This window comes from Pseudovibrio ascidiaceicola (assembly GCF_900114245.1).
GTDB classification, from domain to species: Bacteria; Pseudomonadota; Alphaproteobacteria; order Rhizobiales; family Stappiaceae; genus Pseudovibrio; species Pseudovibrio ascidiaceicola.
In genome coordinates this window covers 74,424-101,342 of record NZ_FOSK01000004.1, presented here as the reverse complement: position 1 = coordinate 101,342, position 26,919 = coordinate 74,424, and the positions used below count along the sequence as shown (strand labels likewise).

General features: G+C 51.4%; 25 protein-coding genes and 1 tRNA gene. 13 read left to right on the top strand and 13 right to left on the bottom strand.

Annotated features, from left to right (window positions below; all coding sequences use genetic code 11):
* Positions 1 to 81: 81 nt before the first annotated feature.
* From BM231_RS08985 to purU, 3 genes are all read right to left on the bottom strand, one after another.
* Positions 82 to 495 (bottom strand): type III secretion system chaperone, encoded by a 414-nt coding sequence (locus tag BM231_RS08985; RefSeq protein WP_208860224.1) that lies wholly within the window; start codon positions 493 to 495, stop codon positions 82 to 84.
* 250 nt (positions 496 to 745) lie between these two features.
* Positions 746 to 1,672 carry a bifunctional methylenetetrahydrofolate dehydrogenase/methenyltetrahydrofolate cyclohydrolase gene (locus tag BM231_RS08980; RefSeq protein ID WP_093518678.1) on the bottom strand — a complete coding sequence of 309 codons (927 nt, stop codon included), beginning with the start codon at positions 1,670 to 1,672 and terminating at the stop codon, positions 746 to 748.
* Between the two features lie 8 nt (positions 1,673 to 1,680).
* Complete coding sequence (gene purU, locus BM231_RS08975; RefSeq protein ID WP_093518676.1) at positions 1,681 to 2,538, bottom strand: formyltetrahydrofolate deformylase; 858 nt, start codon at positions 2,536 to 2,538, stop codon at positions 1,681 to 1,683.
* 375 nt (positions 2,539 to 2,913) lie between these two features.
* On the opposite strand from purU, the gene BM231_RS08970 reads away from it, so the two are divergent.
* The 5 genes from BM231_RS08970 to BM231_RS08950 all read left to right on the top strand — a co-directional run bounded on the left by BM231_RS08970 (position 2,914) and on the right by BM231_RS08950 (position 10,588).
* Positions 2,914 to 4,038 (top strand): glycosyltransferase, encoded by a 1,125-nt coding sequence (locus tag BM231_RS08970; protein WP_093518674.1) that lies wholly within the window; start codon positions 2,914 to 2,916, stop codon positions 4,036 to 4,038.
* A 301-nt stretch (positions 4,039 to 4,339) separates the two neighbouring features.
* Entirely contained in the window at positions 4,340 to 5,863 is a 1,524-nt protein-coding gene (locus BM231_RS08965) for an efflux transporter outer membrane subunit (RefSeq protein WP_093518672.1), read from the top strand.
* Positions 5,860 to 7,014, top strand: a complete 1,155-nt coding sequence (locus BM231_RS08960) for an efflux RND transporter periplasmic adaptor subunit (RefSeq protein ID WP_093518670.1) — start codon at positions 5,860 to 5,862, stop codon at positions 7,012 to 7,014. The genes BM231_RS08965 and BM231_RS08960 overlap by 4 nt, the downstream gene beginning before the upstream one ends.
* Positions 7,015 to 7,021: 7 nt before the next feature.
* Positions 7,022 to 10,261: an efflux RND transporter permease subunit gene (locus BM231_RS08955; protein ID WP_093518668.1), complete on the top strand. Its 3,240-nt coding sequence runs from the start codon at positions 7,022 to 7,024 to the stop codon at positions 10,259 to 10,261.
* Between the two features lie 252 nt (positions 10,262 to 10,513).
* Positions 10,514 to 10,588, top strand: a tRNA-Gln gene (locus tag BM231_RS08950).
* Positions 10,589 to 10,680: 92 nt separating this feature from the next.
* Here the strand turns inward: BM231_RS08950 and BM231_RS08945 are convergent.
* The 5 genes from BM231_RS08945 to BM231_RS08925 form a co-directional block, all read right to left on the bottom strand.
* The gene (locus tag BM231_RS08945; protein ID WP_093518666.1) at positions 10,681 to 11,025 is read right to left on the bottom strand and encodes a hypothetical protein; all 345 of its coding nucleotides are present in this window, start codon (positions 11,023 to 11,025) and stop codon (positions 10,681 to 10,683) included.
* A 12-nt stretch (positions 11,026 to 11,037) separates the two neighbouring features.
* Positions 11,038 to 12,111, bottom strand: coding sequence for a hypothetical protein (locus BM231_RS08940; RefSeq protein ID WP_093518664.1), 1,074 nt, complete (start codon positions 12,109 to 12,111; stop codon positions 11,038 to 11,040).
* Positions 12,098 to 12,523 carry a DUF4383 domain-containing protein gene (locus BM231_RS08935; protein ID WP_093518662.1) on the bottom strand — a complete coding sequence of 142 codons (426 nt, stop codon included), beginning with the start codon at positions 12,521 to 12,523 and terminating at the stop codon, positions 12,098 to 12,100. The genes BM231_RS08940 and BM231_RS08935 overlap by 14 nt, the downstream gene beginning before the upstream one ends.
* A complete protein-coding gene (locus BM231_RS08930) occupies positions 12,516 to 14,027 on the bottom strand; it encodes an FAD-binding oxidoreductase (protein WP_093518660.1) in 1,512 nt (503 codons plus the stop codon). Before BM231_RS08930 ends, BM231_RS08935 begins: the two co-directional genes overlap by 8 nt.
* A gap of 113 nt (positions 14,028 to 14,140) precedes the next feature.
* The gene (locus BM231_RS08925) at positions 14,141 to 14,803 is read right to left on the bottom strand and encodes a DUF4386 family protein (protein WP_093518658.1); all 663 of its coding nucleotides are present in this window, start codon (positions 14,801 to 14,803) and stop codon (positions 14,141 to 14,143) included.
* A gap of 327 nt (positions 14,804 to 15,130) precedes the next feature.
* Here BM231_RS08925 and BM231_RS08920 point away from each other — a divergent pair, with 327 nt between their 5' ends.
* Entirely contained in the window at positions 15,131 to 16,675 is a 1,545-nt protein-coding gene (locus BM231_RS08920; RefSeq protein ID WP_093518656.1) for a class I adenylate-forming enzyme family protein, read from the top strand.
* The gene (locus BM231_RS08915; protein WP_093518654.1) at positions 16,675 to 17,178 is read left to right on the top strand and encodes a GNAT family N-acetyltransferase; all 504 of its coding nucleotides are present in this window, start codon (positions 16,675 to 16,677) and stop codon (positions 17,176 to 17,178) included. Before BM231_RS08920 ends, BM231_RS08915 begins: the two co-directional genes overlap by 1 nt.
* Positions 17,179 to 17,213: 35 nt before the next feature.
* Here the strand turns inward: BM231_RS08915 and BM231_RS27170 are convergent, their stop codons facing one another.
* The 4 genes from BM231_RS27170 to BM231_RS08895 all read right to left on the bottom strand — a co-directional run bounded on the left by BM231_RS27170 (position 17,214) and on the right by BM231_RS08895 (position 19,796).
* Positions 17,214 to 17,357, bottom strand: coding sequence for a hypothetical protein (locus tag BM231_RS27170; protein WP_208860223.1), 144 nt, complete (start codon positions 17,355 to 17,357; stop codon positions 17,214 to 17,216).
* Positions 17,358 to 17,490: 133 nt separating this feature from the next.
* Positions 17,491 to 18,654: a glutathionylspermidine synthase family protein gene (locus tag BM231_RS08905; protein ID WP_093518650.1), complete on the bottom strand. Its 1,164-nt coding sequence runs from the start codon at positions 18,652 to 18,654 to the stop codon at positions 17,491 to 17,493.
* Between the two features lie 16 nt (positions 18,655 to 18,670).
* Positions 18,671 to 19,342: a PspA/IM30 family protein gene (locus tag BM231_RS08900; RefSeq protein ID WP_093518648.1), complete on the bottom strand. Its 672-nt coding sequence runs from the start codon at positions 19,340 to 19,342 to the stop codon at positions 18,671 to 18,673.
* A gap of 13 nt (positions 19,343 to 19,355) precedes the next feature.
* Entirely contained in the window at positions 19,356 to 19,796 is a 441-nt protein-coding gene (locus tag BM231_RS08895; protein ID WP_093518646.1) for a DUF2170 family protein, read from the bottom strand.
* 245 nt (positions 19,797 to 20,041) lie between these two features.
* Between BM231_RS08895 and BM231_RS08890 the strand changes: the two genes are divergently transcribed.
* From BM231_RS08890 to BM231_RS08870, 5 genes are all read left to right on the top strand, one after another.
* The gene (locus tag BM231_RS08890; protein WP_093518644.1) at positions 20,042 to 21,097 is read left to right on the top strand and encodes an ion channel; all 1,056 of its coding nucleotides are present in this window, start codon (positions 20,042 to 20,044) and stop codon (positions 21,095 to 21,097) included.
* The gene (locus BM231_RS08885; RefSeq protein WP_093518642.1) at positions 21,078 to 21,725 is read left to right on the top strand and encodes a DUF2491 family protein; all 648 of its coding nucleotides are present in this window, start codon (positions 21,078 to 21,080) and stop codon (positions 21,723 to 21,725) included. The genes BM231_RS08890 and BM231_RS08885 overlap by 20 nt, the downstream gene beginning before the upstream one ends.
* A gap of 17 nt (positions 21,726 to 21,742) precedes the next feature.
* On the top strand, positions 21,743 to 22,153 hold the full coding sequence (locus tag BM231_RS08880; protein WP_167550284.1) for a DUF350 domain-containing protein: 411 nt from the start codon (positions 21,743 to 21,745) through the stop codon (positions 22,151 to 22,153).
* A gap of 17 nt (positions 22,154 to 22,170) precedes the next feature.
* A complete protein-coding gene (locus BM231_RS08875) occupies positions 22,171 to 22,737 on the top strand; it encodes a DUF1190 domain-containing protein (protein WP_093518640.1) in 567 nt (188 codons plus the stop codon).
* A 154-nt stretch (positions 22,738 to 22,891) separates the two neighbouring features.
* A complete protein-coding gene (locus BM231_RS08870; RefSeq protein WP_093518638.1) occupies positions 22,892 to 24,052 on the top strand; it encodes an IS30 family transposase in 1,161 nt (386 codons plus the stop codon).
* 333 nt (positions 24,053 to 24,385) lie between these two features.
* Here the strand turns inward: BM231_RS08870 and BM231_RS08865 are convergent, their stop codons facing one another.
* On the bottom strand, positions 24,386 to 25,030 hold the full coding sequence (locus tag BM231_RS08865; RefSeq protein ID WP_093518636.1) for an arginase family protein: 645 nt from the start codon (positions 25,028 to 25,030) through the stop codon (positions 24,386 to 24,388).
* 447 nt (positions 25,031 to 25,477) lie between these two features.
* On the opposite strand from BM231_RS08865, the gene BM231_RS08860 reads away from it, so the two are divergent.
* The gene (locus BM231_RS08860; protein WP_093518634.1) at positions 25,478 to 26,689 is read left to right on the top strand and encodes a serine hydrolase; all 1,212 of its coding nucleotides are present in this window, start codon (positions 25,478 to 25,480) and stop codon (positions 26,687 to 26,689) included.
* Positions 26,690 to 26,919 lie beyond the last annotated feature (230 nt).

The following is a 26,919-nucleotide window of genomic DNA, read 5'->3' as shown; positions in this document are numbered from 1 at the left end:
ATTTCCTGCTGTTAAGGTCAGACTAGTATTTCTCTGGTGGCTACTCTGTTCTTTTCAGCACTCAAAAGCAGCATTACGCGTTTATACGAAGTCATTCTGAAGTAAGGTGTTTGTGCCTTCGGTAAGCCAAAAGGCGGCTGTCGAAACCACATCAATCAACCGCTCTGGAATTGTGTCGGCGTGCACATCGAAAAGGCTCCAACGCTCGCAATAAAGCGCCTGCATCTTGTCTTCATCAATGGCCAGACGTCCCGCTGCGGTCGATGTGCCAAGGCAGTTTGCAGCAAGCATTGCTTTCAGGATGTGAGGCTGGTTGATGTCCAGGTCCGGCAGATAAAAACTGAATTCCAGATTGTTGCCGTCAATGCGGCTCATCACACCAGAAAAGCTGCCTTCAAAAAGAAGTGCCACATGCCCGGCCTCATCAAACATCAACTCTGGCAGACCAAGCGTCTCGCGAATAACTGGGACGATACGGTCCACGTTTTGCATCATGCATGCCCTCAATACCGGTGCTTGAGAGGAAGCTAGCGAGTCACCAGTACCTGCGATGTGCTGAAAGGAACATTGGGCCGGGAGAATGCAAATAAAACAAACTGCTGCAAAGCATAGTTGCATTCTGAACTTAAACATCACTACAAATAAGAAAGGCCCCGAAGATGTTTCGGGGCCTTATCAATAAATCTATTTCAGCTAAACAAGGGCGCCTGAAAACAAGGAATGTTTGTCTGGCTGGCGCAATGCTCTAACTGTTCAGGGCTTCAAAGAGCGGTGGCTCTTCGTCCAGTCCCATCAGGCGGCGTGCAGCAGTCAGAGTATTGCTCATCAACATCGCGATGGTCATAGGTCCAACACCACGTGGAACAGGTGTGATGGCAGCTGTATGGCCGAGGGCTTCATCAAACGCCACATCACCCACCAGACGGGTCTTGCCTTCGCCCTTTTCAGGCGCAGGAATGCGGTTGATGCCCACGTCAATGACAGTTGCGCCCGGCTTCAGCCAGTCACCCTTGATCATCTGCGGACGCCCCACTGCAGCAATAACGATATCTGCAGAACGAACTACATCAGGCAGATCTTTTGTGCGGGAATGCGCAATCGTCACGGTGCAATGCTCTTGCAACAGCAATTGAGCAATCGGCTTGCCAACAATGTTGGAACGCCCGACGATCACAGCGGTCTTGCCGGAAAGATTATCGCCAAGCGCTTTCTTTGCCAGCAGCACGCTGCCCGCAGGAGTGCATGGCACAAGCGCGCGGTCCGTATTGCCGCTGCCCAATAGACCAACATTGATCGGGTGGAACCCATCAACGTCTTTCTCAGGCTTGATAAGGTCAAGAACCTTATTCTCACTGATGTGCTGTGGCAGAGGCAGCTGAACCAGGATACCGTGAATGGTTTCATCCTCGTTCAATGATGACACGAGAGCCAGAAGCTCTTCCTCACTCACATCAGCTGACAGTGTGTGTGTGACGGAGTTGAAACCACATGCTTTCGCGGTTCGGCCCTTGTTGCGTACATAAACCTGACTGGCAGGGTCTTCACCCACAATCACAACAGCCAGCCCCGGCTTGATACCTGTCTCAGATTCAAGCCGTGCAGCACGCGCAGCAATCTCGTCGGTTACAGATGCAGCAATGGCTTTGCCGTCGATAATAAGAGCCTCACTCATGGCAAGTCCTATTTAAAGATCACGGTACGGTCACCGTTAAGGAGAATTCGGTGCTCCAGATGATAGCGGACAGCACGAGCAAGAACCTGACTTTCCGTATCACGCCCCTGGGCGATGAGTTCGTTCACCGAATGGAAGTGTTCAACCCGGCTCACGTCTTGCTCGATGATTGGTCCTTCGTCAAGGTCTGCGGTCACATAGTGCGCGGTGGCACCAACCATCTTGACGCCGCGTGCATGGGCCCGGTGATACGGTTTTGCACCTATAAAGCTTGGCAGGAAAGAGTGGTGGATATTGATCACCTTGCCTGCAAGCTTTTCACAAAGCTCATTGGAAAGAATCTGCATGTAACGCGCCAACACCACCAGATCGATGTTTTCGCGCTCCACCAGATCAACAATCTGGGCTTCCTGTTCCGTTTTGGTCTCTTTGGTCACAGGCAGATAATGAAATGCAATCTGCTCATGCTCAACGCGGGACTGGTACTTGGTGTGGTTGGATGCAACTGCCACAAGATCCATCGGCAGCTGGCCAGTGGAATTGCGGTAGAGCAGGTCGTTCAGACAGTGGCCCATCTGAGAGACCAGCACGAGAACACGAGGCTTCTTGGAAAGGTCATGAACCTTCCAGTCAAAACCATAGCCCGTTGCAACAGGACCAAAGCCCTCTTCAAACTGTTCTTTAGTCATCCCGTCCGGAGCATTGAAAGAGATGCGCATAAAGAAGCGATCGGTCTCTGCATCGCCGTACTGAGCGCTTTCACAGATGTTACAGTTTTGAGAAGCGATTGAATTTGCAACCGCTGCCACGATCCCTTTTCTGTCTCCGCAGGAAAGGGTGAGCACATAGTTGGCTTTGGTGTTCATAGGAGGCTTAATCTACACGTTTGAACTGAATTTGCTGCCGCGCACAATAGGCGGGAGCTCCTAATTTTTAAAGGGTAAATCAACACTGGGATGCAGAAAAAAGCATTGTGCTGCAGCAATGTGATTCTTTTCTATACCCGCGGTTGAAACCATTAAAACCACTAAGCTTGTGCAGACAGATCCAGATACGCAGGAGATAGGGTGCCAAGTAAGGAATTACCCTGATAAATGCCTTGGGAGATAATCGGGTATCAAATCAACCAGATTGAGAACAACACCGTAGATTTCTAGATTGAGCTTCGGTGCGTGCTCTTAAAACCAGATTTTCGAGTGTCTGGAGGCGCATCTGTTCGACCGGTGGGCCGGGGGCACTTCATGAAGCTCTTTATAGTACAGGAAAGCTTCCTTGATGAAGACATTACTGAGATCACCGAGGTGGTCTCCAACGGTCTTGCTGCGCGTCAACACAACATCACTCTGATCACCCTGACGGGCAAACCAAGAGACCTCTCCCACTACTCACCGCGAATTACGCCGGTCTTTCTCGAAAAGGCCAGAGCCGCCGCAGCTGCAGCAGGCGTTGCCAGACTGGTTGAGAAAGAGAAACCGGATATCATTCTCTCTCACGGTACAGGCAGCAACATAGCCTGTCTGTCTGCCGTCAAAACACGTTCCCGTTTGAAGGTCCCGGTGGCGATTACGCTCCATTCGTCGGTTACCATTTCAGATCGACTCGCCCTGAAAACCCAAAAGAGCGCAGCCACCATCGCTGTGCCGCTAATTTACCGCGAAGCTGAGCGGGTGATCTGTACACTCAAATCTATCGAACATGTCGTTGATCTATGTGAGCAGGTGCCCAAAGAAAAGATCAGTGTCATCTATAACCCTCTTGTTGAAATGAATGTGTTTGAAACGGCAGCAGAGCCGATTGAAGAGGAATGGTTTGAGGCGCAAGGTACCAGCAAGGTGATAAGCGTCGGGGCCCCGTCCAGTCGCAATGCCCATCACCAGCTCCTCCGCGCCATGGCGCTCAGCCGTTACAAGGATAATTTGAGGGCGTATCTGTTGGGCAACGGAGAGGAGCAGGAAGAACTCCAGCTGCTGGCCTCCAATCTGGCACTCGATGATATCGTCACCATGCCGGGTGAAGTCACCAAACCGGAGAGATTCCTAAGAGCGGCCAACGTGTATGTCTCAACATCCCAACAAGACAGCGTGTCTGGTGAGTTGGTGCGTGCAATGGCCCTGGGAACTCCCATCATAGCGCTCGACAGCGGCGCTGGTGCCCGCGAAGTGCTCAGTGATGTCCGCAATGGCTGGCTTGTCCCGTCAGGCGATGCTGACAAACTATCAGAAGCAATTCTCGCTGCAGTAAAATGCGACAGATCCGACGACACATTGGCCACGAGAGCGCGTGACTTCTCTCAGGAACGCGCAATCGACGCCTATGAGAAACTGCTCCTCTCCATGATTTCTGAGCGTGTCGCAGACCTGAACTAAGAGCGGTCTCCATGGGATTTGGCAGCCTAACCATTTAATATAACTAAGTAAAATAGGATGCCTCACGCCATTAGCGTGGGATAACCCAGCACACACCACAAGCGTGTTTGACCTGCAAAATCAGCATCAAGTACCCTAAGGTCAGCCGTGTTCTTGGCCAGTGTTTGAGTGTGCGTACAGCTTTGTTCTCCGCCAATAAAAGATACAGGTCATTGGAGCACCACTGTTGAGTGTCTGGTTCGGGTTTTGCAGCAAGACGAGGAGTTCTCCTGCGCCTACGGTGTGTCGGCGTTCCTCTCTTATGCTGTTCTTCCTGCTGTCAGCTTGCATGGTGGGGCCGGATTTCAAAAGGCCAGAGCTCTCACCAGAAGCCAAGTTCACCCGCAATGATCCCGGAGCAACTGTATCCGCAGACATACAAGGCGGAGCCTCGCAAAACTTCTCTACTCATAGGGATCTGCCGGGAGAGTGGTGGGAGTTGTTTGAGTCGCAAGCCCTCAACACGTATGTCAGCCTTGCAGTCGCTAACAGTCCCACAATTGCGCAGGCAGAAGCCAATCTCAGACAGGCACAGGAAAATGCCTATGTGGCAGGCGCAGGGCTTTATCCAACTGTCACCGGCAATGCGAGCCGTAACAGGCAGAAGTTCCCCATCGGTGGCGGTGGAGCAAGTGAGATTGTTGCGAACCTGAACCCGTTCTTCACGACCTACAGCTTGTCATTGGCCATCTCCTATACGCTGGATGTTTGGGGAGGCACACGCCGGAACATTGAATCTCAGGTCGCCAACATCCAGTACTCGCAGTTTCAGGTTGAGGCAGCACACCTGACGCTCACATCCAACCTGTTGAATGCCGTCATTCTGGAAGCCTCACTCAGAGGTCAGATCCGTGCAACTGAAGAAATCATCAAGGTTCAACAGCGGCAACTCTCTATCCTGCAAGCGCAGTTCAGGTTAGGGGGCGTGGATGAAAGTCAGGTCCTGCAACAGCTGGCGACGCTGGAGCAAACCAAGGCAACGTTGCCACCACTCCAACAGCAGTTGGTGGTGCAGAAAAATCAGATCAAAACGCTGGGCGGCTTCTATCCCACCCAGGACATCGTGAAGGAGTTTGATCTTTCTGATCTGAAACTGCCAAGAAAACTGCCGCTAAGCTTGCCTTCGCAGCTGGTCGCGCGAAGGCCAGACATCCGCTCTGCAGAGGCACAACTTTGGCAAGCCAGCGCCAACATCGGTGTCGCACTGGCCAATCAGCTCCCAAGTTTCCAGATTACCGGCAACGTTGGCAACGACTCCGATGTTTTCAACCGCCTGTTCTTCTCCGGAACGGGTGCCTGGCAAATCACAACTTCTGTAGCTCAAACCGTGTTTGATGCAGGGGCACTCAACAGCCAGCGTAAAGCTGCCATTGCTGCCTTCGAGTCCTCTGCTGCTAATTATCGTGAGGTTGTGCTGACCGCATTTGGTGACACCTCCAATGCGATCAGTGCTTTGAAGAATGATGCCCGTGCCCTGAAGGCCAGTCTTGCCGCCGAACGCTCTGCCAGAAAGAGCCTGCGCCTGACACAGCAACAATACAATTTAGGCGCTATCGATCTCACAACACTGCTGCTTGCAGTCCAAACCTATCAGCAAGCGAAGATAAATCTGGTGCAGGCACAAGCTGCACGTTTCACAGACACTGTCGCACTGTTCTTTGCGCTCGGCGGAGGGTGGTGGAACCGCCCCAACGCCGCACCAATAAGGGATGGAAGACCTCTGACTATCATTTCGGCTGTCCCGCCGTTCAATCGCAAACAGATTCAGCCGGTGAACCAGCCATGAGTGAACGCAAAAAGCCCAACACCAAAAAGAATATGATCATTATGCTGATTTGTGTCAGTATAGCGTTTGGCGGGCTCTATGGGTTCCAGCTTTACAAATCCAAAGTGCTCGGGAAAATCGTTTCCGGTCTGCAAAACAAGATCGAGACCGTCTCTTCCTATAAGTCCACCAAACAACTCTGGACCGAGAAAGTCTCTGCAGTTGGAACACTTGTGGCAATCATGGGAACAGATTTGTCGCCTGAGCTTCCCGGTACGGTGACCCATATCAACTTCGCATCTGGTGAGGATGTCCAAAAAGGCGCGCTGCTGATTGAGTTGGATACCACCCAGGAGATTGCGCAACTTAAGTCCTTGCAGGCTCAGGAAACTCTGGCGCGACAAACGCTGGACAGAGACTTGAAGCAGTACAAAGTCAACGCTGTCAGCAAACAGCAGATCGATTCCGATTGGTCGAGCCTGAGAGACTTTCAGGGGCAAGTGCAAGACCAGCTTGCGATCATCGCCAAGAAAAACATCCGCGCACCGTTCTCTGGCCGTCTGGGCATTCGGCAGGTCAGCGTTGGACAATATCTCAATGTGGCCCAGCCCTATGTCAACCTTCAGCAACTTGATGATCTCTTCGTTGATTTTTACATCCCCCAGCGTTTTCTGGGCACCATCAAACGCGATCAGGAAATTGAGGTCTCGGCTGATACCTATCCGGGCAAGTCCATCAAAGGCAAAGTCGTTGCCATTGATGCTCAGGTCGACATCAACAACGGCAACGCCCGAGTGCGTGGCCGCTTTGCAAATCCAAATAAAGAGCTGATCCCGGGCATGTTCGTTGATGTACAGACGGTGATATCGGCACCAAAGGAACAGGTCACAGTGCCGCAAACGGCAATCACCTACAATTCCTACGGCGTCACCGTTTATGTGCTGACTAAGACCGACGAAAAGCACATGGACAAACCTGTCTACACCGCCAAGCAGCGCTTCATCGAGACTGGCGCAAAACGAGGCGATCAGATCGTGATTTCAAAAGGCCTTAAGACGGATGAACTGGTGGTGAGTGCAGGGCAGCTCAAACTCCGCAATGGCTCAAAGGTCGTTATCGACAACTCAGTGTTGCCACTCAATGACCCTGACCCGAAACCCGTAGAGCAATAGGTGGGCCATGAACAGTTTCACAGAAATCTATGTTCGCCGCCCCGTTCTGGCCTCCACCATCAGCCTGATGATTTTGGCACTGGGCTTACGGGCAATCTTCTTGTTGCCCGTGTTGGAATACCCAAAGACGGAAAACGCCGTCATCACCATCTCAACCACCTTGTTCGGCGCTAGCGCTGAGACTGTTGCGGGCTTCATCACCACCCCGCTGGAAGAGGCCATCGCACAGGCCAACGGCATTGACTACATGACCTCGACCAGTGCCAGCACAGTCAGCACCATCACGGTCAATCTGGTGCTCAACTACGATGCGGACAAAGCCCTCACGGAGATCAACACCCAGATCAGCTCGGTACTGGACCAGCTCCCCCAGGAAACGCAAAACCCGGTGCTCACTATTCAGATCGGTGAGACCATCGACGCCATGTATATCGGTTTCACCTCTGACGTGATCGATCGCAACCAGCTCACGGACTACATCGTCCGTGTTGTGCAGCCACAAATTCAGGCAATCGATGGTGTGCAAACCGCTGAGCTTTACGGCGAAAAACGCTTTGCAATCCGCGCCTGGCTCTACCCGGATAAACTGGCGGCATACGGCCTCACTGGCACTGATATCGCAAATGCTCTGGCCCGCAATGACTTTATCTCCGGTGTGGGCAACACCAAGGGGCAGATGGTTCAGGTGGAACTCACGGCCAACACCAACCTGACTGATGTCGAAGATTTCCGTCAGCTTGCTGTGGCAGAAAGCGATGGTGCAATCATTCGTCTGCGCGATGTGGGCAGAGTGGAGCTGGGGTCTGAAGACTACGATCTGGCCGTGCTCTATTCCGGCAAGGCAGCTGTGTACATTGGGGTACAGGCCGCGCCAGCTGCAAACGTGCTTGCCATGCTGGATCAGGTGCGCGAGGTCGTGCCCAAAGTCCAAAATGCTATGCCTCCGGGGCTGGAAGCACGGATTGTCTACGACTCTGGCCTCTTCATCAACGCTGCAATTGATGAGGTGATCAGCGCCCTTCTGGAAGCGTTGGTGATCGTGACGTTCGTGGTCTTCCTCTTTATCGGTTCGCCGCGCACAGTTGCCATCCCCATCATCGCGATCCCGCTATCGCTGATCGGCACCTTCTTTATCATGCTGGTTCTGGGCTACTCCATCAACCTGCTCACGCTCCTTGCCTTGGTGCTTGCCATCGGCCTTGTGGTTGATGATGCGATTATCGTGGTGGAGGATGTAGAACGACATATCTCAGAAGGCAGCACGCCGTTTCAGGCTGCTGTTCAAGCCGGGCAAGATCTGGGCCGGCCCATTTTGGCGATGACGGTTGTTCTTGTCGCGGTGTATGCCCCCATCGGCTTTCAGGGCGGTTTGACGGGCGCCCTGTTTACAGAATTCGCCTTCACAGTGGTTGGTTCGGTGACCATCTCAGCCATTGTCGCGCTCACCCTGACACCCATGATGAGCTCCAAGATACTCAAAGCAAGATCAGAGAAGACCTCTGGGTGGGATGATGCGCTGACCCGTACGGTTGATGATATCTACGACCGGTTCCGCAAACGCTACTTGCGCGTCTTGGAAGCTTCACTGGATAACAGACTGGTCGTACTCACCTTTGCCTTTCTGATCCTCTCCAGTATCCCAGTGCTCTATTCCACCTCGCAGCAAGAGTTGGCACCGCAGGAAGATCAGGGCCTTGTTCTGGCTCAGTCAACACCAGCGCCTTCGGCCACTCTGCAGCAGAAGATGCTCTACACAGAAGAGATCTATCGCATCGCCCAGAAATATTCTGAGGTTGAAGGCGTGTTCCAGCTGGTTCTTTCTTCTAGCGTACTCTCAGGCGTGCTGCTCACTCCATGGGATGAGCGCACCAGGACCGCCACTGAGCTGCAATACGCCATGCAGCCCCCAATGGAGGGGGTGGCAGGTTTCAAAACCGTGATGTTCCAAAACCCACCCTTACCGGGCAGCAGCGGCTTGCCTGTGCAGTTTGTCATCAAAACCACCCAACCCGTCGACAAACTCAATGTCGTTGGGTCTCAGATACTGGAAAAGGCGCAGGCCACGGGTAAGTTCATCTTCATTGATAAGGATCTGAAGATCGATAAACCGCAGGGCAAAATCAACATCGACCGCGACCGTGTCGCTGAACTAGGCCTCACCTTGCAGGATGTAGGGCAATCACTCACAGCGCTGATGAGTGGTGGTTACATCAACTACTTCGATTTTGATGGCCGCTCTTACAGGGTCATCCCGCAAATCATTCAGTATGATCGCCTCAATCCAGAACAACTGTTGGACACATATATTCGGGTGCCAAACAGTTCTGCATCTCCAAGCAGTGCAGCTGTCAGCAGTGCGGCGCAAAGCGGAACCTCGTCACCCAGCTCTGCCGCCAGTGCGTCGGCAGCAGGAGCATCAGGAACGAACACAAGCAGCAATGCCCCGCGCAGTACAATCGTACCGCTCTCCAGCGTTGCCACGTTGGATATGGAGGTTACGCCAGAGTTTATCCCGCACTTCCAGCAGCTAAACTCCATGACACTCTCCGGCGTGCCCAGCTTTGGCGTGCCTTTGGCCGAGGCCTTGCAAGTCCTGCAACAAATTGCAGCAGAAGAACTGCCAGAAAGTTATGATGTCGACTATGCCCAACAGTCGCGCCAGTTTGAGCAGGAAAGCAGCGGCTTTGTGGTTACCTTTGCCTTTGCCTTGCTTATCATCTTCCTAACGCTTGCAGCTCAGTTCGAAAGCTTCCGCGACCCCATCATCATTCTCGTCTCAGTTCCCATGTCAATCGCTGGAGCCCTGTTCTTCATCAACATCGGGTTGGGCGGCGCCAGCATTAACATCTACACGCAGGTTGGCATCATCACGCTTATGGGCCTGATCTCCAAGCACGGCATTTTGATTGTAGAAGTTGCCCGCGAACTTCAGGAAAATCAGGGCGCATCCAAACGTGAAGCTGTGATCGGCGCCCTGCAAATCCGCCTGCGCGCTATCCTGATGACCACCGCTGCCATGGTGCTTGGGGTGATCCCGCTGGTGCTGGCAAGCGGAGCAGGCGCAGCCTCTCGTTTCAACATGGGACTGGTAATTGCAACCGGCTTGTCCATCGGAACACTTTTCACCTTGTTCGTCGTCCCCAACGTCTACATGCTCATCGCACAAGATCGTTCCAAACTGCCACAACCCGATGATAAAGCGGAGGAAATGCCAAAGGGAAACGGTGAGCCAGACCCAAGCTCATAACGCTAAGAGATAGGCAAAACGATCAAAACGGCAGAATTCCTAGAGGTTTCAATGCCTCAAGGAAACGAGATAAGCTATTTTCAGATCAGAAATTACAAAGGCAAAAGCTCAAGGGTACAGGCCAGTTTCAGCACTCACACAATCCGCTTTTATGCTCACCTGTGGAACACTTGTAAGTTTCTCACAGCAAAAAGAAATTGAGTGGTTGCCTATTCCAAATCATAAAGCTATAACCCGCCCCACACACAGCGATGGGGTGTAGCCAAGTGGTAAGGCAACGGTTTTTGGTATCGTGTACCGTAGGTTCGAATCCTACCACCCCAGCCATTTTTCCTGAAAATTTAATTCGGTAAATTGTAGCGTAAGCATAAGTTTGCAATCTGAGAACTGTTACGCTGAGTAATTTACCAACAATCCAATCAGTTGCCTGAGAGTCCTGCGTTGGCAGGGGGAGGGCGCTTGCGATTTGGTTTAGAAATCTCTGAGAGATTAATACAGCTGCCGTTTGAAGAGGGAAGTACCGCCCAGGCGCCAGCCTCGTAAAGGTGGGAGGCAAGCTGTGGTTCTTCACTTGCAAACACCGCGATCTTATCGTCGTAACTCAGAATCCTGACTGAAGCCGGAAGCAGTTCCATCTGTAGGTTTTGCGGAAAGGGTACAGCCACTTCATCTGCATTGCCAAGGAATGGCACGGCGAGCCCGATGGCGCCCCATGCCAATCCGATGAGAACGAGGATAAGAGCTATTTGCTTTGACTTGTGCAAACCAGAGTTCCGCTAGTAATCGTAAATGTGCTCAACAATGACGCCTTGCTGCGCCAGTTCCTGAAGTGTCCGCGATAGAGCTGGAACCTTTGATTCTATTAGCAATCTCTGCTGATTGCCCGTATTCCTCTCGGTTTCAGACAGGATGGAGGCCGCTGACAAACTCGGTTTTTTTGCGGAACCTCCAGTAAGCGCAGATATTAAAATGTCATCGTTGCCAGCAATCTCGTGGAACATGACGCCGTCTTGCGAAAGGCGAAGCACCAGCTCAGTGAACTTGCGATACCGGGGTGTCTGGATAATGAGTTTATCATCAAGCTGCTGAATAACCTCCAGATCATACTCTGAAAGAACATCTTGGCTACCCGGACTGCTGATGACGGACTGCATGGTCAATTCATCATGACCAATCGTGTCCACCGCAGTCGCAATGGCTTTGGCGTACTGCGCCTTTGCCCACCACTCCAGATTCAATGCAAACCACCGTTCCCAACTCCGTACGCCATCATCGGTTGTTGCGGCGTTGAGTTTTTGACGCGCGCCTTCGAAGTCAAACCTATACCAGGGTGTCTGGTGGAGGAATTTGGCATAGTCTGCTGAAACGCTGTACTCAAGCTGGTCCTGCAACGACGCATTGTTCGTGCTGGTCGCTGCTGCCAGCCTGCCCAAAGTCTCTTCATAGGCCGCTTTCATCAGCATCTCGAAGGAGAAGCTAACCCCGATGGTGTAGATGGTGGCTTTGGTGTCAAACTGAGCCGCCCCCCGCGTATCCGCTTCACTCTTCAGCGCACACAAACTGGACCAGAAGCTGCCAATGGCATTCAGATAGTTGAAATCGTGCGGCATGCCGTTTGCGAGTGTGGCGGCATAGTCCTCATAAGCATAAACAATGTGCCATTCCGGGTAAGTCAGAAAACTGCGGGCTTCCTCGCGCCTGTGAGCAGGCTCCAGCAGACTCTGGTAGTTATCGGCAACTTGTGGTGACGTGCAGGCCTGCTCCACGTATAAAATAGGCGCTGCAGCACCAACACCAATGACCAGAACCAAACATAAAACGCCGATGGAGAGCCGTTTAAGAAGCTTCACGTTGGCTCTCCCTTTCAAACTTCTCACGTCCCCAAAAGCTTGCTGCCAGAGCGAAACCGCCGAGTGCAAAGTGTGGCAGGTTCGCAAGAATTTTCAGGCCGAGCGGGAAAGATTGGAAGCCGATCGTAAAGATCGCAAAATCCAGATAACCAGACCCCGTCAGAAGCCCGAACACAGCATCCGCTAAATACAGGGCGCCGAAGTAGCGCAGGAATATTCGCGATGCATTTTGTGAAATCAGAGCAGCAACAAGAGCCCATGTGGCACTTGCTACATGAAGGCTGTCATCAAACAGATCCAATGCAAATATGCCGAAAACATACCCATTCTCATCAGGAATGCCTGGAATGTAATTGAGAGCTGTAACAGCGAAAAGGATCAAGGCATAAGCAAATGCAATTTTTCTATACATTCAAAGGCTCCTTCGCAGACATGTACGTATCCCAAAGTTGATTGGTGAACCTCATCTGAGGGTCATATTTCTGCTTCAGCGCGATGAATCTTTGGTGGTCAGGGTAGGCACGCTCAAACTGGTCCTGCCTCGCGTGTAGGCGGTAAGGCAGATAGTAGGTCCCGCCAATTTCCAGTGTGCGCTCGATAAGTTTACGGGTCATTCTTGCCATATCCGCTTCGCCGCGCTTCGACTTTTCCTGAGAGAAAAGCATTACAGCCGCAATCCGGTCTGTTGGGGCAAAAGGCAACACACTCTGAGTGTCTTTGCGAACGTAGCGCAGGGTGATGTTGAGCAATTCCTGATAGGAGGAAGGAATGACATCCTGACAGGCCTTTATAAACTCCGCAAACCGTGCAGGTTCAACAAAGTATTCGTGCAAGATATCCGTTCTGTTGGGGTCTTTATCATCCAGCGTAATAACCGGCTCATTGAGCAAGCTATTGCGAGTAACGGGACCACTGCCTAATGAGGCGCCAATGCCGGTTTCAATATCCCAGCGCGTCCTTTTTATTGACTCAGAATGCAGCTGACCTCGGAAAATATGCCGCGAGGCCTTGCTGATAAAGCCAGAACCACTTGCAGCAGGCAGGTCTGACTGATCTTCATCCGGACGATAAACAATCAATAATGAATCTTCAAAGAAGCGATCAATATCAACGTTCATACGGCCATAAGCCATCTGGATGGACGGATCTTCCGCAAGCACCTCTTGCATGCGCAAACCATATTCGGCAGAGGGTAATTCGATAAACTCTGGAAGCAACCGACTGTTTGGAACCATCTCCAGCTCCAGTTCGGTGATGATGCCAAAGAGTCCGTAACCACCCATGGCAGCGTTGAACAGCTCACTGTTCTCAGATGGGCTGCAGCGTCGTGTCTGACCATCTGCAAGCACCATCTCCAAAGACTGAACCGTTGACCCGCATCCGGAAAACGGAACAGGCCAGCCATGGGCATTAACGGAAAATGTGCTGGCCACGCCGAAGTCGTTGTTGGACTGCATCACAGCAGGTGAAAAGCCATTTGCGTCTAGTTTGGTGATTACTTCATGCCACCGCACGCCACCTGAAACGGTGTAAGTCTTACGCTCTGGGTGAAGCTCAATGGTCCCGCCATGCAATGAAAGGGCAGCTCCATTGGTTGGTAGAGTCTGTCCACCCATTGAATGGCGGGCAACACTAGCCATCACAGGGTGATTTTCATCGGCTGCCTGCTTAAAGTGTGCTGACAGCTCTGTGCGCAGCGCATCACTGGAAAGGCCGGAGAAGGTCTCGTGCTTTTTGACAGTTACTTGAGTGAGTTCACCAGCGTCACTCAAAATAGTGTCAGCTACTTCATTTTGCGGATCTGTTGGGAATGCGCCGCCATAGGAACGAGGTGAGGGTGAAAGAAAATGATACCCGGCAGCACCTGCAAATGCTGCGCCTCCAAGAAGAAATGCTCTTCTACTAATTTTTCCCATAAATGCCTCTGCAATGATCAAATGAATATTCATCACAGGTAAGTGTTACCTGTTACAAATGCAACTAAGACCTATTCGCAGACCGTTTCTTCAGGCTGTAGGGGAATAATTTTTTAAGCAGAAGCTTCGCCATGCCTGAGCAGATACACGCCTGCCCAGATAAACCAGAGAATGAACCCAAGCCCGAAGATGACGCCGCCCAAATCGCTCATACCCGGAATAACCGTTGCAAGTCCCGCCAACCCTACGATAACGCCAAGCCAGCCAAGGGCTTTGGAGAGGCTGGAACCGCGCAGACCTGCCCAGCACAGCAGCAACACCCACAGGCCACCGGTGATCTCATTACCGCCGCCAATGCCTTCCTGCACATTGTTCAGGGTTGCCCACATCACCAGTGCTTCGTCATGGTCCAGTGCATAGAGCGCTGAAACTTCTGCCAGAGAAATGTTGGCCAGCATGCCACTGGCCAAAATCAGACCCGCCCAGATCAACCCGAAAGCAGCGGCGACCTGAGAGAGCCCCGGTGTTGCAGCTTTCAGCCGGTCATGCAGCGCAATCACCAGCACTACCAGAAACACTGCATTGACGATGTAGATGATGAAATTCCAGAGATACATAAGGCTCTGATTGGAAACGATGAATGCCAGCAGGTTCGCATCACTGCCGTCTTCGCCAAAGCCTGCATCTGCCAATAAAGTCGTTAATAGAGCAAAGCCAATGATGTAGGTGGCCGCTTCAATAAGAGATGCTATTCCGCCAGCTTTTTGAAGGTTCATCACAAGCGTCCTTATAAAACCACTAGTTGAATTTACGCAGAACATGGGATGTTCTGAGCAACAAAGAAATGTAAAGTGCAGAAAGCCGCAGCGTAAACTTGCAAATTGCGTTAAACAAGAGGCGTATACCCAGACTTGCAAAAAACTATAGTATGCGCATCTTAAAGTTTGAGTGAAGCTGCCAACCAAATTTCGTCACCACGACGCTCCCAGACCAATAACAATACGTGAGTGAACAGTGCGTTATCGTCATGAACTGCAAGGCGATGAGACGGCGGCAGCAGGATTGCTTTTGAGGAAAGCAATCTGATTTGAGGGGGAGACCGAATGAACCTGGCAGAGTGGCTGGCCCGTACAGCCAGAATAACACCGGACGCACCTGCGCTCTTTCACGGAACGCAGCTTGTGGCAACCTACGGCGAGTTCGGCGCACGCTCCGCGGCCATCGCCGGATCGTTGCAGCGCGACTACGGTGTTGCCAAGGGCGATCGCGTTGCCATCTTCATGAAGAACCGCACAGAGTATCTTGAAGCAAGCTACGGCATCTGGTGGTCCGGTGCTGCTGCAATCCCGATCAATGCCAAGCTGCATCCCAAAGAGGCGGCGTGGATCATCGAGAACGCGGAAGCCACTGCCGTTTTCATCTCTGATGATGTGGGGGAGGATCTGATCAAGGAGATTGATCAGTCCAAAATCAAGGTCATCTCGGTGGATCAGGACAGCTACAAACAGATGCTCTCTGCAGAGCCTTTGGGGCAGCCGGTGCCCATTGATGCGCAGGATATGGTCTGGCTGTTTTACACCTCCGGCACGACAGGCCGACCCAAAGGTGTGATGATGTCCTCGCAAAATATCCAGAGCATGATGCTCGGTTATTATGCAGGCATCGGCACACCAACGCACGAAGACGCCACGCTTTACGCCGCTCCCATGTCTCACGGTGCAGGCATCTACAGTTTCATGCACGTTGTGGCTGGTGGCCGTCACGTTTGCCCGGTCTCTGGCGGGTTTGATGCTGCAGAGATTCTGGAGATCGCCCCGCAGATAGGCAGGATCGCCATGTTTGCAGCACCCACAATGGTGCACAGGCTGGTGGAAGTCGCCAAAGCCACAGGCGCAACGGGTGAGGGGCTGGACACCATCATCTACGCCGGTGGGCCTATGTATTTCGCTGATATCGTTGAGGCCGTTGACGTTCTCGGCCCACGCTTTGCGCAGATCTATGGTCAGGGTGAATGCCCAATGGGGATTACGGTTCTCAGTCGTGAGCAGGTCTGCGACAGAAAACATGCCCGTTGGGAAGAAAGATTGAAATCAGTTGGGGTAGCTCAAGTCGTCTCGAATGTCCGTGTGGTAGGAGAAGACATGAAAGACCTGCCCGTCGGTGAGATTGGCGAGATTGTCGTGTCAGGTTCGGCGGTCATGCTGGGTTACTGGCACAATGAGGAAGCAACCGCTTCCACGGTTGTCGATGGTTGGTTGAAAACAGGCGACATGGGTGCGCTGGATGAGGAGGGGTTCCTCACCTTGCACGACCGCTCGAAAGATATGATCATCTCGGGCGGATCCAATATCTATCCTCGCGAAGTGGAAGAAATTCTGCTGATGCATCCGGATGTATCTGAAGTCGCTGTAGTCGGTCGGTTCCATGAGGAGTGGGGCGAAGAGGTGGTGGCAATCATCTCGCCAGAGAAGGGAAAGACCGTCGATTTTGCAGAGCTGGATCAGCTGTGCATTGATAACATCGCGCGTTTCAAGCGTCCAAAGCAGTACGTCGCCATGGATCAGTTGCCCAAGAATAACTACGGCAAGATCCTTAAGCGAGACTTGCGAGAGATGTTGAAAGGCCCACAGAGAGGTGGATCAGTCTGATGAAGACCTTTGAAATTCGTAGTGCTCGCTCAAAAGATATCCCACAGATCGGAGAGGTCGGTCTGGCCTCATGGAAACGGGGCATCGGCCCCCACGTGCCGCAAGTTGCTCACGACACCATGAGCAAGGCCTCCTTCACCGATTTTGCAAGCGCCTGTCTGGATCAGATCGTGGTGGCGGTTAAAGAAGATCGTGTGCTCGGCTTTGCTGCAACAGAACATGCCGACAACTTCATCACCGACCTCTGGATTGATCCGGACTATGAGAGCAGCGGACTGGGTACCGCGCTGGCAGAAGAAGCTGAGCGCCGCATCGCCGCCCGTGGCTACCACACCGCAGAAATCTCTGTCCTCATCCAGAACGAACGCGCTCTGGGTCTCTATCACCACATGAGATACGAAGATGTGCGCGAGGCCACCAAGTTCGACGAAGACCTCAACTGCGAAATCACCTACATCCGCCTCCGCAAACACCTCCCATTCTACGCAGAAGAAATCGCCTGAGGTCTTCCCTCAGGCATGCCTTCATTGCGGGGGAACTAATAAAAGTTCATTCTGAAGAGACCTTTGCTGACGTTGATTGGAATACAAAGCTTCGCAGAAGCGGCAAGTCGCTCGTGACCAAAAGCTGCCATTGGTGCTGTTCCTCGGCAGTCGCAGCCAATGTTTGACTTCAACTTCAAGACGATCTCCTTAAACTTCCTGTGAAAGCAGTGGTAGATCATCTGTTCCCATGAGTTGACAAGCGCGATACTGACTAACTGTCGTTCGCAGCAGGCAAACAGTATGAAAAAGTTAAGGTGCCTCAATTAAGCGTTAATCGCAAATATAGTGTGGCACAAACCTTGATAGATCTTTTGTAATCTGGGAGCGGTCTTCGCGGATGCCGATGCCTGCGGGCTCGTCACCAATGACCCAGGATCCGATTACCGTGAAGTCTTCACCGTATTGCGGGACTGGGCAATAGGCTTGCTGGATGAAGCCCTCAACACCGTATGGGCCTTGCGCTTCCTCGGTGACTTGCGCTCCCTCCATAATGGAAACGTTAGCCCCTTCTCGGCTGAAGATGGGTTTTCGTACATAGCGGTCGGTGAGATCGCTCTTGTCTTCATCCTGCTCAAAATAGGATGGCAACAGGTTGGGGTGGCCTTTGAACATTTCCCAAAGCAGTGGGAGCATGGCCTTGTTGGATAAAATGGCCTTCCAGGGAGGTTCTATGAGGCGCATGTTGGTTTTGGGCAGGATAGGTCCGTAAGACTCACGGAACATGTCTTCATAGGGATAGAGCTTGAAGAGGTTTTCGATCACGTACTCTTCTTGATCCGCGAACTGGAATTGCTCATCTACGCCAATATCTTCGATATAGACAAAATGGTCCTGGAGACCTGCCTGACGTGCGCAGTCTTGCAAGTAGCGCACGGTTGCGCGGTCTTCAATGGCATCCTTCACGCAGGACAGGTGCAGGTGGTCTCCAGCTTCCAGAATCTGTGAGAGACGGCCGATCAGCTTGTCCTGAAGTGAGTTAAACTGATCGGCTTGCTGCGGGATCCCGCCGCGGGAGAGCTGGTCTTCTAACCAGTTCCACTGGAAGAAGCCTGTCTCATACAAAGAAGTTGGCGTGTCGGCGTTAAACTCCAGCATCTTTGCAGGGCCGTTGCCATCGTAGACAAAGTCAAACCGCCCGTAGAGCGCTGGCTCGAAGTTCTTCCATGATTGCGCGATCCAGTCCCAGTATTTCTCTGGAAGTTGTAGCGCACGCATCATCTGCTCATTTTGGACGGCTTTGTCGACTAGCTCCAGACACAGACCATAGATCTCTGCTGTTACGTCTTCCAGATCGTCCTCGATCTGCCTGAGTGTGAACTGGTATGCACGGCTTTCATCCCAATAGGGTTCGCCGTACATACTGTGAAAATTGAAGCCTAACGTTTCTGCCTGTTGTTTCCAGTCGGAGCGCTCAGGCAACAATATTCGTTTCATAAATCAGCTCAGATGCTTACAGTGCTTCAAGAAGTTTTTGCACGTCGCCCTGTCCCGGACGCTCAAGGCGCTTGATCTTCTCTTCAAGGTCTGCCCCGCTATCAACCCGCGCTTCCTGCTCGGCAGCTTCAAGCATAGCTTGCTGGTGGGCTTGGCGCTGTTCAAGACGGTCAAGGCTGTCCACCGCGCTTGCCAGTTTGCCATTGGAGGCCACTGTGCTGGTGGAGGAAGCTTTTTGAGCATTGATCAAAGCTTCGGTTGCTTTGGCGCTTTCAATCTTTCGGTTCAGGTTTTCAATACGATCCTGAGACTGACGGATAGAAGCATCCATTTTCTCTTCGGTGGATTTGTACTGATCCGCCAGATCCTGTTCAGAGATCGACTTTTCTTTCAGTTTGAGAATGCTCTCAATGATCTCGACAGCCAGTGCTTCATCACCGGATGATTTTGCGGTGCGCGCCGCGTCTGTGCGGCGCTGTACTTCGCCTTCCAGCTCGGCAACGGAGCGCTCTTTCAGCACTCTGTTAGCGGTCATGCGCGAGCGCTCGTCCTTGGCCTTGGCGATGGCGTCTTTCGCTTCGCGAATTTCCTGTTCCAGAATTACCATCAAGTTGGAATCCTGAATGCTCTCAGCTGCGTTGTTGGCGTGGCCTTTCACCGCAGAAAACAGTTTGCCCCAGATGCTCATAGATGCCTCCTGATTATGCGATGGCTTTTGGGCCGAGTTCACGGGCCAGTTCGATTGCGTTTTCTGCGATTACTTTGAATTCCTCGACGATCTCAGCAATTGGAGAGGTAGAGGACATGGTGCCGAACAGCTCATGATACTCACGGTCACCAATCTTGCCGATTGAGAGTGCGCTGAGTGGCATGAGGGTGCGGTGAGAACGCAGCATAAGTGCCTCAAAGGCTTGCGGATCGTCCAGTTCATCCCTTCCCCAAAGAATTGTTGTAGTAGTGATTTGTGCGGCGCTGACAACTACAAAAAGAACAACATCGCCCGCGCTCTTCATGTGAACTTCAAATACGTCCTTTGTCTCAGGCGCGGCGACAAATTCCATCTCTTCTGAGGATATTTCCGGTGAAGCTTGTAGCGCCTCTACCAGGCTTGATGCAGTCCAGTGGCTAACCGGCTGAGCCATTATCAATTCTCCAATCCAAAACCATGCAGGTCAACGGGGTAATAAGAAATGAGTTTGCATCAGATTGCCATCCGTAGCTGCTGGTATGAAAATCTGAGATTTCTCGTATTTCCTGCGAATAATTGCTTTTCCCTATTCACCGAGTCAATATAAGTACCTATTAATTACGGGGTTAATTTCAATAGGTCATCATAAGATTGTCCAGTGTTTGATCTATTGCACGTAGGCCGCAGGAAGTTTTATTAGTGCCAGTTATTCAGCGGATTTATTCCAAGTTCTACGACCACCTTGTCGAGCTGCGTTTATGGGTCTTGTTTTCGCTCATTTGTGCATATCTGATGATATCGTGGGCGCTTTTCTACTGGGCAGGCGAAACGGGTCTGACCTCTGATCCTGTCGTGTTCTTGTATTTTGCCTCAACAACCGCCTCAACAGTAGGCTATGGTGATTTGTCACCAGCGACAGAAGCTGGCCGCCTCATTTCGGCAATCTGGTTTGTGCCTGGCGCACTGCTTATTTTCACTGCTGTGCTGAGCAAGCTCACCAGCTCTCTCGTTCAAGGGGTAAGACGTATGGTCGATGGCAGAGGTAACTTCAAAAGCCTTACAGGTGCCACAGTCATCATCGGGTATCACAGGGACCGTACCGAGCGCATGATTACAGACTTGATTGCAGGCAGAGACAACGACACCAAGATTGTGTTGCTTGCCACCTCCGCCGATATCACTGTGCCTGAAGGGGTTCGTTATGTGCGCGGTGACCGGCTCGATACGCTGGAAACACTGAAGCGGGCTGCGGTGGAGCATGCAGAAAAGATCATCGTTTACACCGAAAGCGATGCAGAAACGTTCAACACCTGCCTTGCTATCCGTGAGCTCTCCGGCAATGTACATGTTGCGGCCTATTTCGGGGACCGCGACACAGCCCGCCGTGCAACCAAACTAGCACATGTGGAAGCAGTGGTTTCGAGTGCAACAGAAACGCTTGTACGTGCTGCTCAGGATCCGGGAGCAAGCCGGGTTATCATGGCATTGAGCAGTGCAACGCATAACGCCACCATCTATTCTGGTGTTCTGGAAGGGGCATGCGGATATCTGGCTGCTGAAGTTGAGCTGCAACTTCTTTCCGTTAATGCCGTTTTGCTTGCTGTGGGTCAAAATGGAGCGGATGATGTGTCATTCAAGCCGTTTCCACGCGATTTGAGGGGCGGTACCACCGTCTATTATGTGGCTCAGCAGCGTCTTGAGCCGGAGACATGGTCTCGTTTAATGGAGAAGCTTGATGCTGCGGTTCTGGCGTAAATCAAAAGCACAAAATGAATTACCTGAAGTGCTTGGTGTTACCATTGGTCGGGCTGTTACTGTTGACAGTATCTCCGTCAAGTTGCTGCCTCAGGACAGTTTGATCGAGGTGCCACAGCTGACGTTTTCAATCGTTGCGCAAGGCCATTGTGATCTTGGCGAACAGTCACACTTGCACCGCTTCTATCCAGATGACGACGCCCTTCTCTTGCAAATTCAAGGTGGGGATGGCGTCACCGATGAGCGTGTTGATGAGATTATGCTGTGGTCTTACTACGATGTTCAGTACCCCAGCACAGATCACCAATGGCGCGAAATCCGCCGCTCTATCTGCCAAAAAACCTTTTCACTCGCCACTTCAGAGGGCGATGTGCTGTTTGAGCGAGCATGGTTTGACAGCTCTGACCAGCCAGAAGAACCCATGCAGTACTGGGAAAGCGTGAGTGAAGATCGTTCTGGCAAATCTAGACGTAAAATTTTCCAAAGCGCCATGTTGTTCGCACGAGAACTAAGCGACGGCAAAGACGAGATGTTGCTGGTGAACATGGAAGAAGTGGAAGGCACAAGCGAGCGCAGTGTAGCCTTTATGCTCGGGCGTAGTCTTTCACAACACGAATTGCATATTTGATCTTTATGGAGAATATCTTGGCTGAACTTCAAAATTCTTTATTTGGCTTACTGCCTTTTCTGGCCTATTTTATTGTCGCCGTTGTGATGCTTGTGATTTTCGTGACGATCTACAAGTTTGTCACTCCTCATAAGGAAATGGCGCTTATCAAAGAAAATAATAGTGCTGCCTCTCTCTCACTAACAGGCACTGTTCTTGGTTTTTCCATTCCTATCGCAAGCGCCGCTGCCAACTCTGTAGGTCTGATTGATTTTGCTGTTTGGGGTGTTGTTGCAGGTGTCCTGCAAATCATCACATTTTTGGTATTCCGAGCGTTCTACCCGCAAGTCTCTAGCCGAATTGAAAAGGGTGAAACCGCAATTGGTATCCATCTTGGTGGCGTTTCTATTAGCGTCGGACTTTTGAATGCCGCTTGCATGACCTATTGAGCCTTGGAGGAAACCAGATGAAACGTTCAGGACCTCTAAAACTCGTAGTCATGGCAACAGCAGGGGTGTCTCTTGCTGCTTGTGATAAGTTCGAGGAAAAGGCAGACGGACAAGTTTTTGTCGATCAGGAGCAGTGTGTTTCTGCTGAGCAATATAGCGTGAATGAATGCACCGCAGCCTTCAAGGTTGCCAAAGATGCAGACAATGCCTCCGCACCGCGCTACAATACCAACCGCCTTTGTGAAGATCAGCATGGACGGTATGCGTGTGTTCCAGCACATGGGACTGGAACCTCGCATAGCAGCTACTTTGTTCCAATCGCGGCCGGATACTTTATTGCTAATGCTGCGCAAGGTTTGTCTGACTGGAAGTATCGCGTTCGCCCTATTTATCCAGATCGCAATCGACGCCATTTTTACACTAGCGGCGGATATCTTCTCGACATGTCGTCGAGCAATCGGTCTGCTCGTATTCCTAAAAAAGCGACAGCAAAACTCCCTAAGCCGCCAAAAGTGCAGACCAGAACCTCCATCGCGTCCCGTGGTGGCTTCGGATCCAGATCAGGCCGTGGATTTGGCGGATAATAACGATAACAGATGAGGCGCTGTATATGTCGATGCCTCATCTAATTAACACCTTCTACGAAAACTGTCTCAACTCTTGATAGAACTGCTTGAATGTCCGCAGTTGGCGGTGGGTGCAACACTTTAATCTTTAAATAGAGATGGAGTGTTCTACATGAAGTATCGCCGCCGTATTTACTATTCTTCCGCACAACGAACACAGATTTGGGATAGATGGCAGCGGGGAGAGGCGATGAGTTCGATTGACCGCCTGTTTGACCGAAACTCCTCCTCGGTATTTTCTGTCATTTCGCCAACCGGAGGCATTCGCCCTACCGATCGGCATCGTGGTAAGCTGGCGCTAAGTTTGAAGGAGCGTGAGGAAATATCGCGCGGTCTCAGCATCAACGTCTCTTTACGATCTATAGCCCGCAAGTTGAATCGGAGCCCGTCTACGATCAGTCGCGAGGTGCAGCGAAATGGTGGTCAGGTCGCTTATCGCGCAGCAGCGGCGGATCAAGCCGCCTGGGACCGCGCTCTGCGGCCCAAGGCATGCAAACTCGCTTGCCATCCTTCTTTGAGCCACGCAGTATCGGTGAAGCTGCGCAGCAAGTGGTCTCCAGAACAGATTTCTGACTGGCTCAAACGTAGCCTTCCAGGAGACGTAAACAAGCAGGTGTCCCACGAGACGATATATCGAAGCCTTTTCATACAGGCCTGCGGCGTATTGAAGAAAGAACTGCTGGACCATCTGCGTGCCAAACGCACGATACGCCGGTCCAGACACGCAAGCCTCAAACGAAAAAGGCTAGGCCAAATTAAGGATGCTGTTTCGATCAGCAAAAGGCCTGCTTGCGTAGAAGACCGTGCAATACCAGGGCATTGGGAAGGCGATCTGATCGGAGGATCCAAGAATAGCTATATCGCCACTCTTGTTGAGCGGCAAACACGCTCTGTCATGTTGATCAAGGTTGCCAACAAAGACACGAGCAGTGTTATTTCCGGGTTGATCAAACACACCCACAAATTACCCAAAGAGCTATACAAATCCTTGACTTGGGATCGAGGCAAGGAGATTATAGATCATCTAAGCCTGACATTAGTAACGGATGTTGCTGTATACTTCTGCGACCCACATTCACCGTGGCAACGCGGATCAAACGAAAACACGAACCTCTTGCTGCGGCAGTATTTGCCCCGTGGCACTGACTTATCTGTACATACGCGGCCTGAACTTGATGCAATCGCAAGACAACTCAACGAACGACCATGCAAGACCTTGCAATATCAAACTCCAGCTGAGAAGTTCTCACAGTGTGTTGCCGCGACCAGTTGAAACCACTGCCCAAATTTCTAGACATTTCTAGCATGTAGTAGCGTGACCATTGCGGATTTTGACTTTGAGCTAAGACAGTCTCAATCCAAGTAAAAGATCAACTTAAAGTCGATATCAAATATCTCGTTGCACGAGGCAGAAATACTGGTTCATTTCGTTTCCACAAACGGATTGCAGAACGAAGTCGCCACTCGGATGGCATCAATCAACGTGCTGCAGAAACAATAGAAGAAAGCAGTTTCTGGCAAGCGCGCCCCGTTCTTCCATCGTGATCCAGGTATCCGTTCCATCCGCTAAGTGAAATTGCGCATATTGAGTTCCGCGCCGCGAAGGTCATGCATTTTTCGATGGTCTCAGAGAGACTGGGGCGTTGGGTACTGGGTAATTGTTTGCGGGTACGTCCTCTGCATCGATAATGTCATTGTCGACATGGAGATAGACCTGTCTGTCGAATACTAACTCGTCCAGACTGTCTAAAGATCTACGATTTATCTGAGATGATCCGAGGGCAACTTCTTCAAACGGATCAAGGTCGCGAGCACCAATCAACCATACGTCTTCTTCTAGGACTGGTGTTTGCCCTGATTTCTGAGCAATCAAAAGGTCGCCGCGTCCAACCATCATAGCTAATGGCATGCCGCCCAAAAAGCCCGAGGGAGATGTCTCGAGAGTGTTGAAATCTCCATGAGCGTCAAGCCAGACGAGTATCGGCTCCAAGCCCGCTCGCTGCAATCCTGCCATGACCGGCAGGCTTGCAGCACAATCGCCAGCAATTGAGACAGGAACTCTGCTCTGCTTGACCACTGAACATACGAAGTCAGCAATTGGGCGATGTACCTTGGATAAGCTTTCTGGTGTTCTGTCCACTACGCCTTCGGAGTCATTGGTTGTGTAAGACAAGGGCAACGGTACAGCTTCTTTCAAGCGCTCATCGCGTTCATCGAAGAAAAAGGGAGTGACAAGCCAGTTTGCGTTCATTTCGTTCTTTTAGCGTCCCAGCAGCTACCATTCAACTTCTGATTTGGCCCGCTCTTCCGTTGTTCATCCAGTTACTATTGTCGGAAGAACTCTATTGCATCACTTCTGTGGTGTCGCCTTAACCAATGATGGAACCGCTCGATGGTCTGCTGATGGCCCGACACTCCAGTTATGGGCTGTTGCCCCTCAAATCATCACGCCTGCCACGGATCACGGCAAAATCTCTGCCTTTCCAGTTCATATGCCCACATTGCCAACGGTACTTCTTGTTCCTAGCAGTGCTATCAACCGAGAGAAGCATGTTACACTCGCTACTGTGACTGGTGCCAACCTAAGTGATTTCATTGCAACGTCGGCATCATTTACAGGCCTTGGAGCACGGGGACATGTCTTGTAGGTGGCTGGAAATTGAATTCCAAGGGCTGAATTTTTGGGAGTGTACTTAGCATGAATCGCCGTTATCTGTTAGTTGTGCTAGCCTTCGTATTGATTGCTGCATCCGTGCTGACTTATCTCATACAGACCGGAGAACGTGGACTAGGACGTCAAGCGCGGCCTACCCGAAGTTTGGGCGTGATTCAACTTGACGCAACTAAAATCAAGAATTTAGGTTGGGATGCAAAAGGGTTGGATGTAGTTTTCAACTACGCTGCTAGTTTAAGCACAGATTCCTTCATGATCATCACCGATGCTCAAAGAGTTGGTGCCTTCGGTGATCTTTCAAAGCCCTACAGTATTCATTCTATAAGAAAACCTCTTCTAAGCGCTCTATTCGGTCAGAAACTGGCTTCGCCTACAAACAAACTGCGCCTTGATGCCACACTTCTGGAGCTGGGAATTGATGACGCCCCGATTTCGCTGACGGAGTTGCAGCGACAGACAACCGTGCGTCATTTGCTGCATAGTGTTTCAGGTATTAATCACCCGGCTGCCGCATGGGGTAGTCTGCAAGCAGATATCGACAGGCGTTTGGGACACACAGAAAACCAGCTAGGTACTATCTGGGCTTACAACAACTGGGACTATAACGCGCTGACGACTGTTTTTGAAAATACAACAGGCTCCGAGGTTGCAGAGGCGTTTGATATCGGGATAGCACAACCAGTCGGAATGCAAGATTTTGAACGCTCCGCCGTGTCTTATACCTTTGATCCTCAGCAGTCTGAGCATAGGGCGGCGATGTTCAAAATGTCTTTGCGTGACCTTGCAAGAATTGGAAATCTCTATCTCAATCGCGGACTTGCTGGCAGACAACACATTCTTGAAGAAAACTGGACAAGCCTCATTACGTCTGATTTCACTGAAATAGGCCTTGGCGGATTGCGAGGGGGGCATGGATATTTGTGGTGGATACCCAGCCCAGAGACCGGTCTGCCTGAGGGGACGTTCTGGGCGTGGGGGCTGGGAAATCAGGCCCTCATAGTGATCCCGGAATGGAATACGATTGTCATCCACCAATCAGACACCATTGAGTTCTTGAAGCGGTTCATATCATTGATCAGCAGTGAAAAAATGACTGGTGAAGAGGCTATCGAGCAGCTTATTCTTTCCTGTCGCGAAGCAGCCACCCGTGAAACCGAGTATTGCATCGAGCATCGCTTTATCTCGCGGTGCGAGTTCAAACAGCTAATATCGTTAGTCGTTGCCGCACGAGAATAGAGTAGCTTGTCGGTGTGAGACTTATTCGCTTTCCGAGAATAGTCCCAAGGTGCTGGTGACTTCTCAAAACCAATCTCTAGTATTTCTCAGCGGTGCTCGTAATCCCCCCGTTGCGAACAATCTCAACCCTAGATGGAATCGCTCGAATTTCCGCAAATGGCCCGAAATTCTAGTGGGTTCTGACATATTATTGTTGCCCATAACTATCATTTGCCTCGATTCGGGGTGCC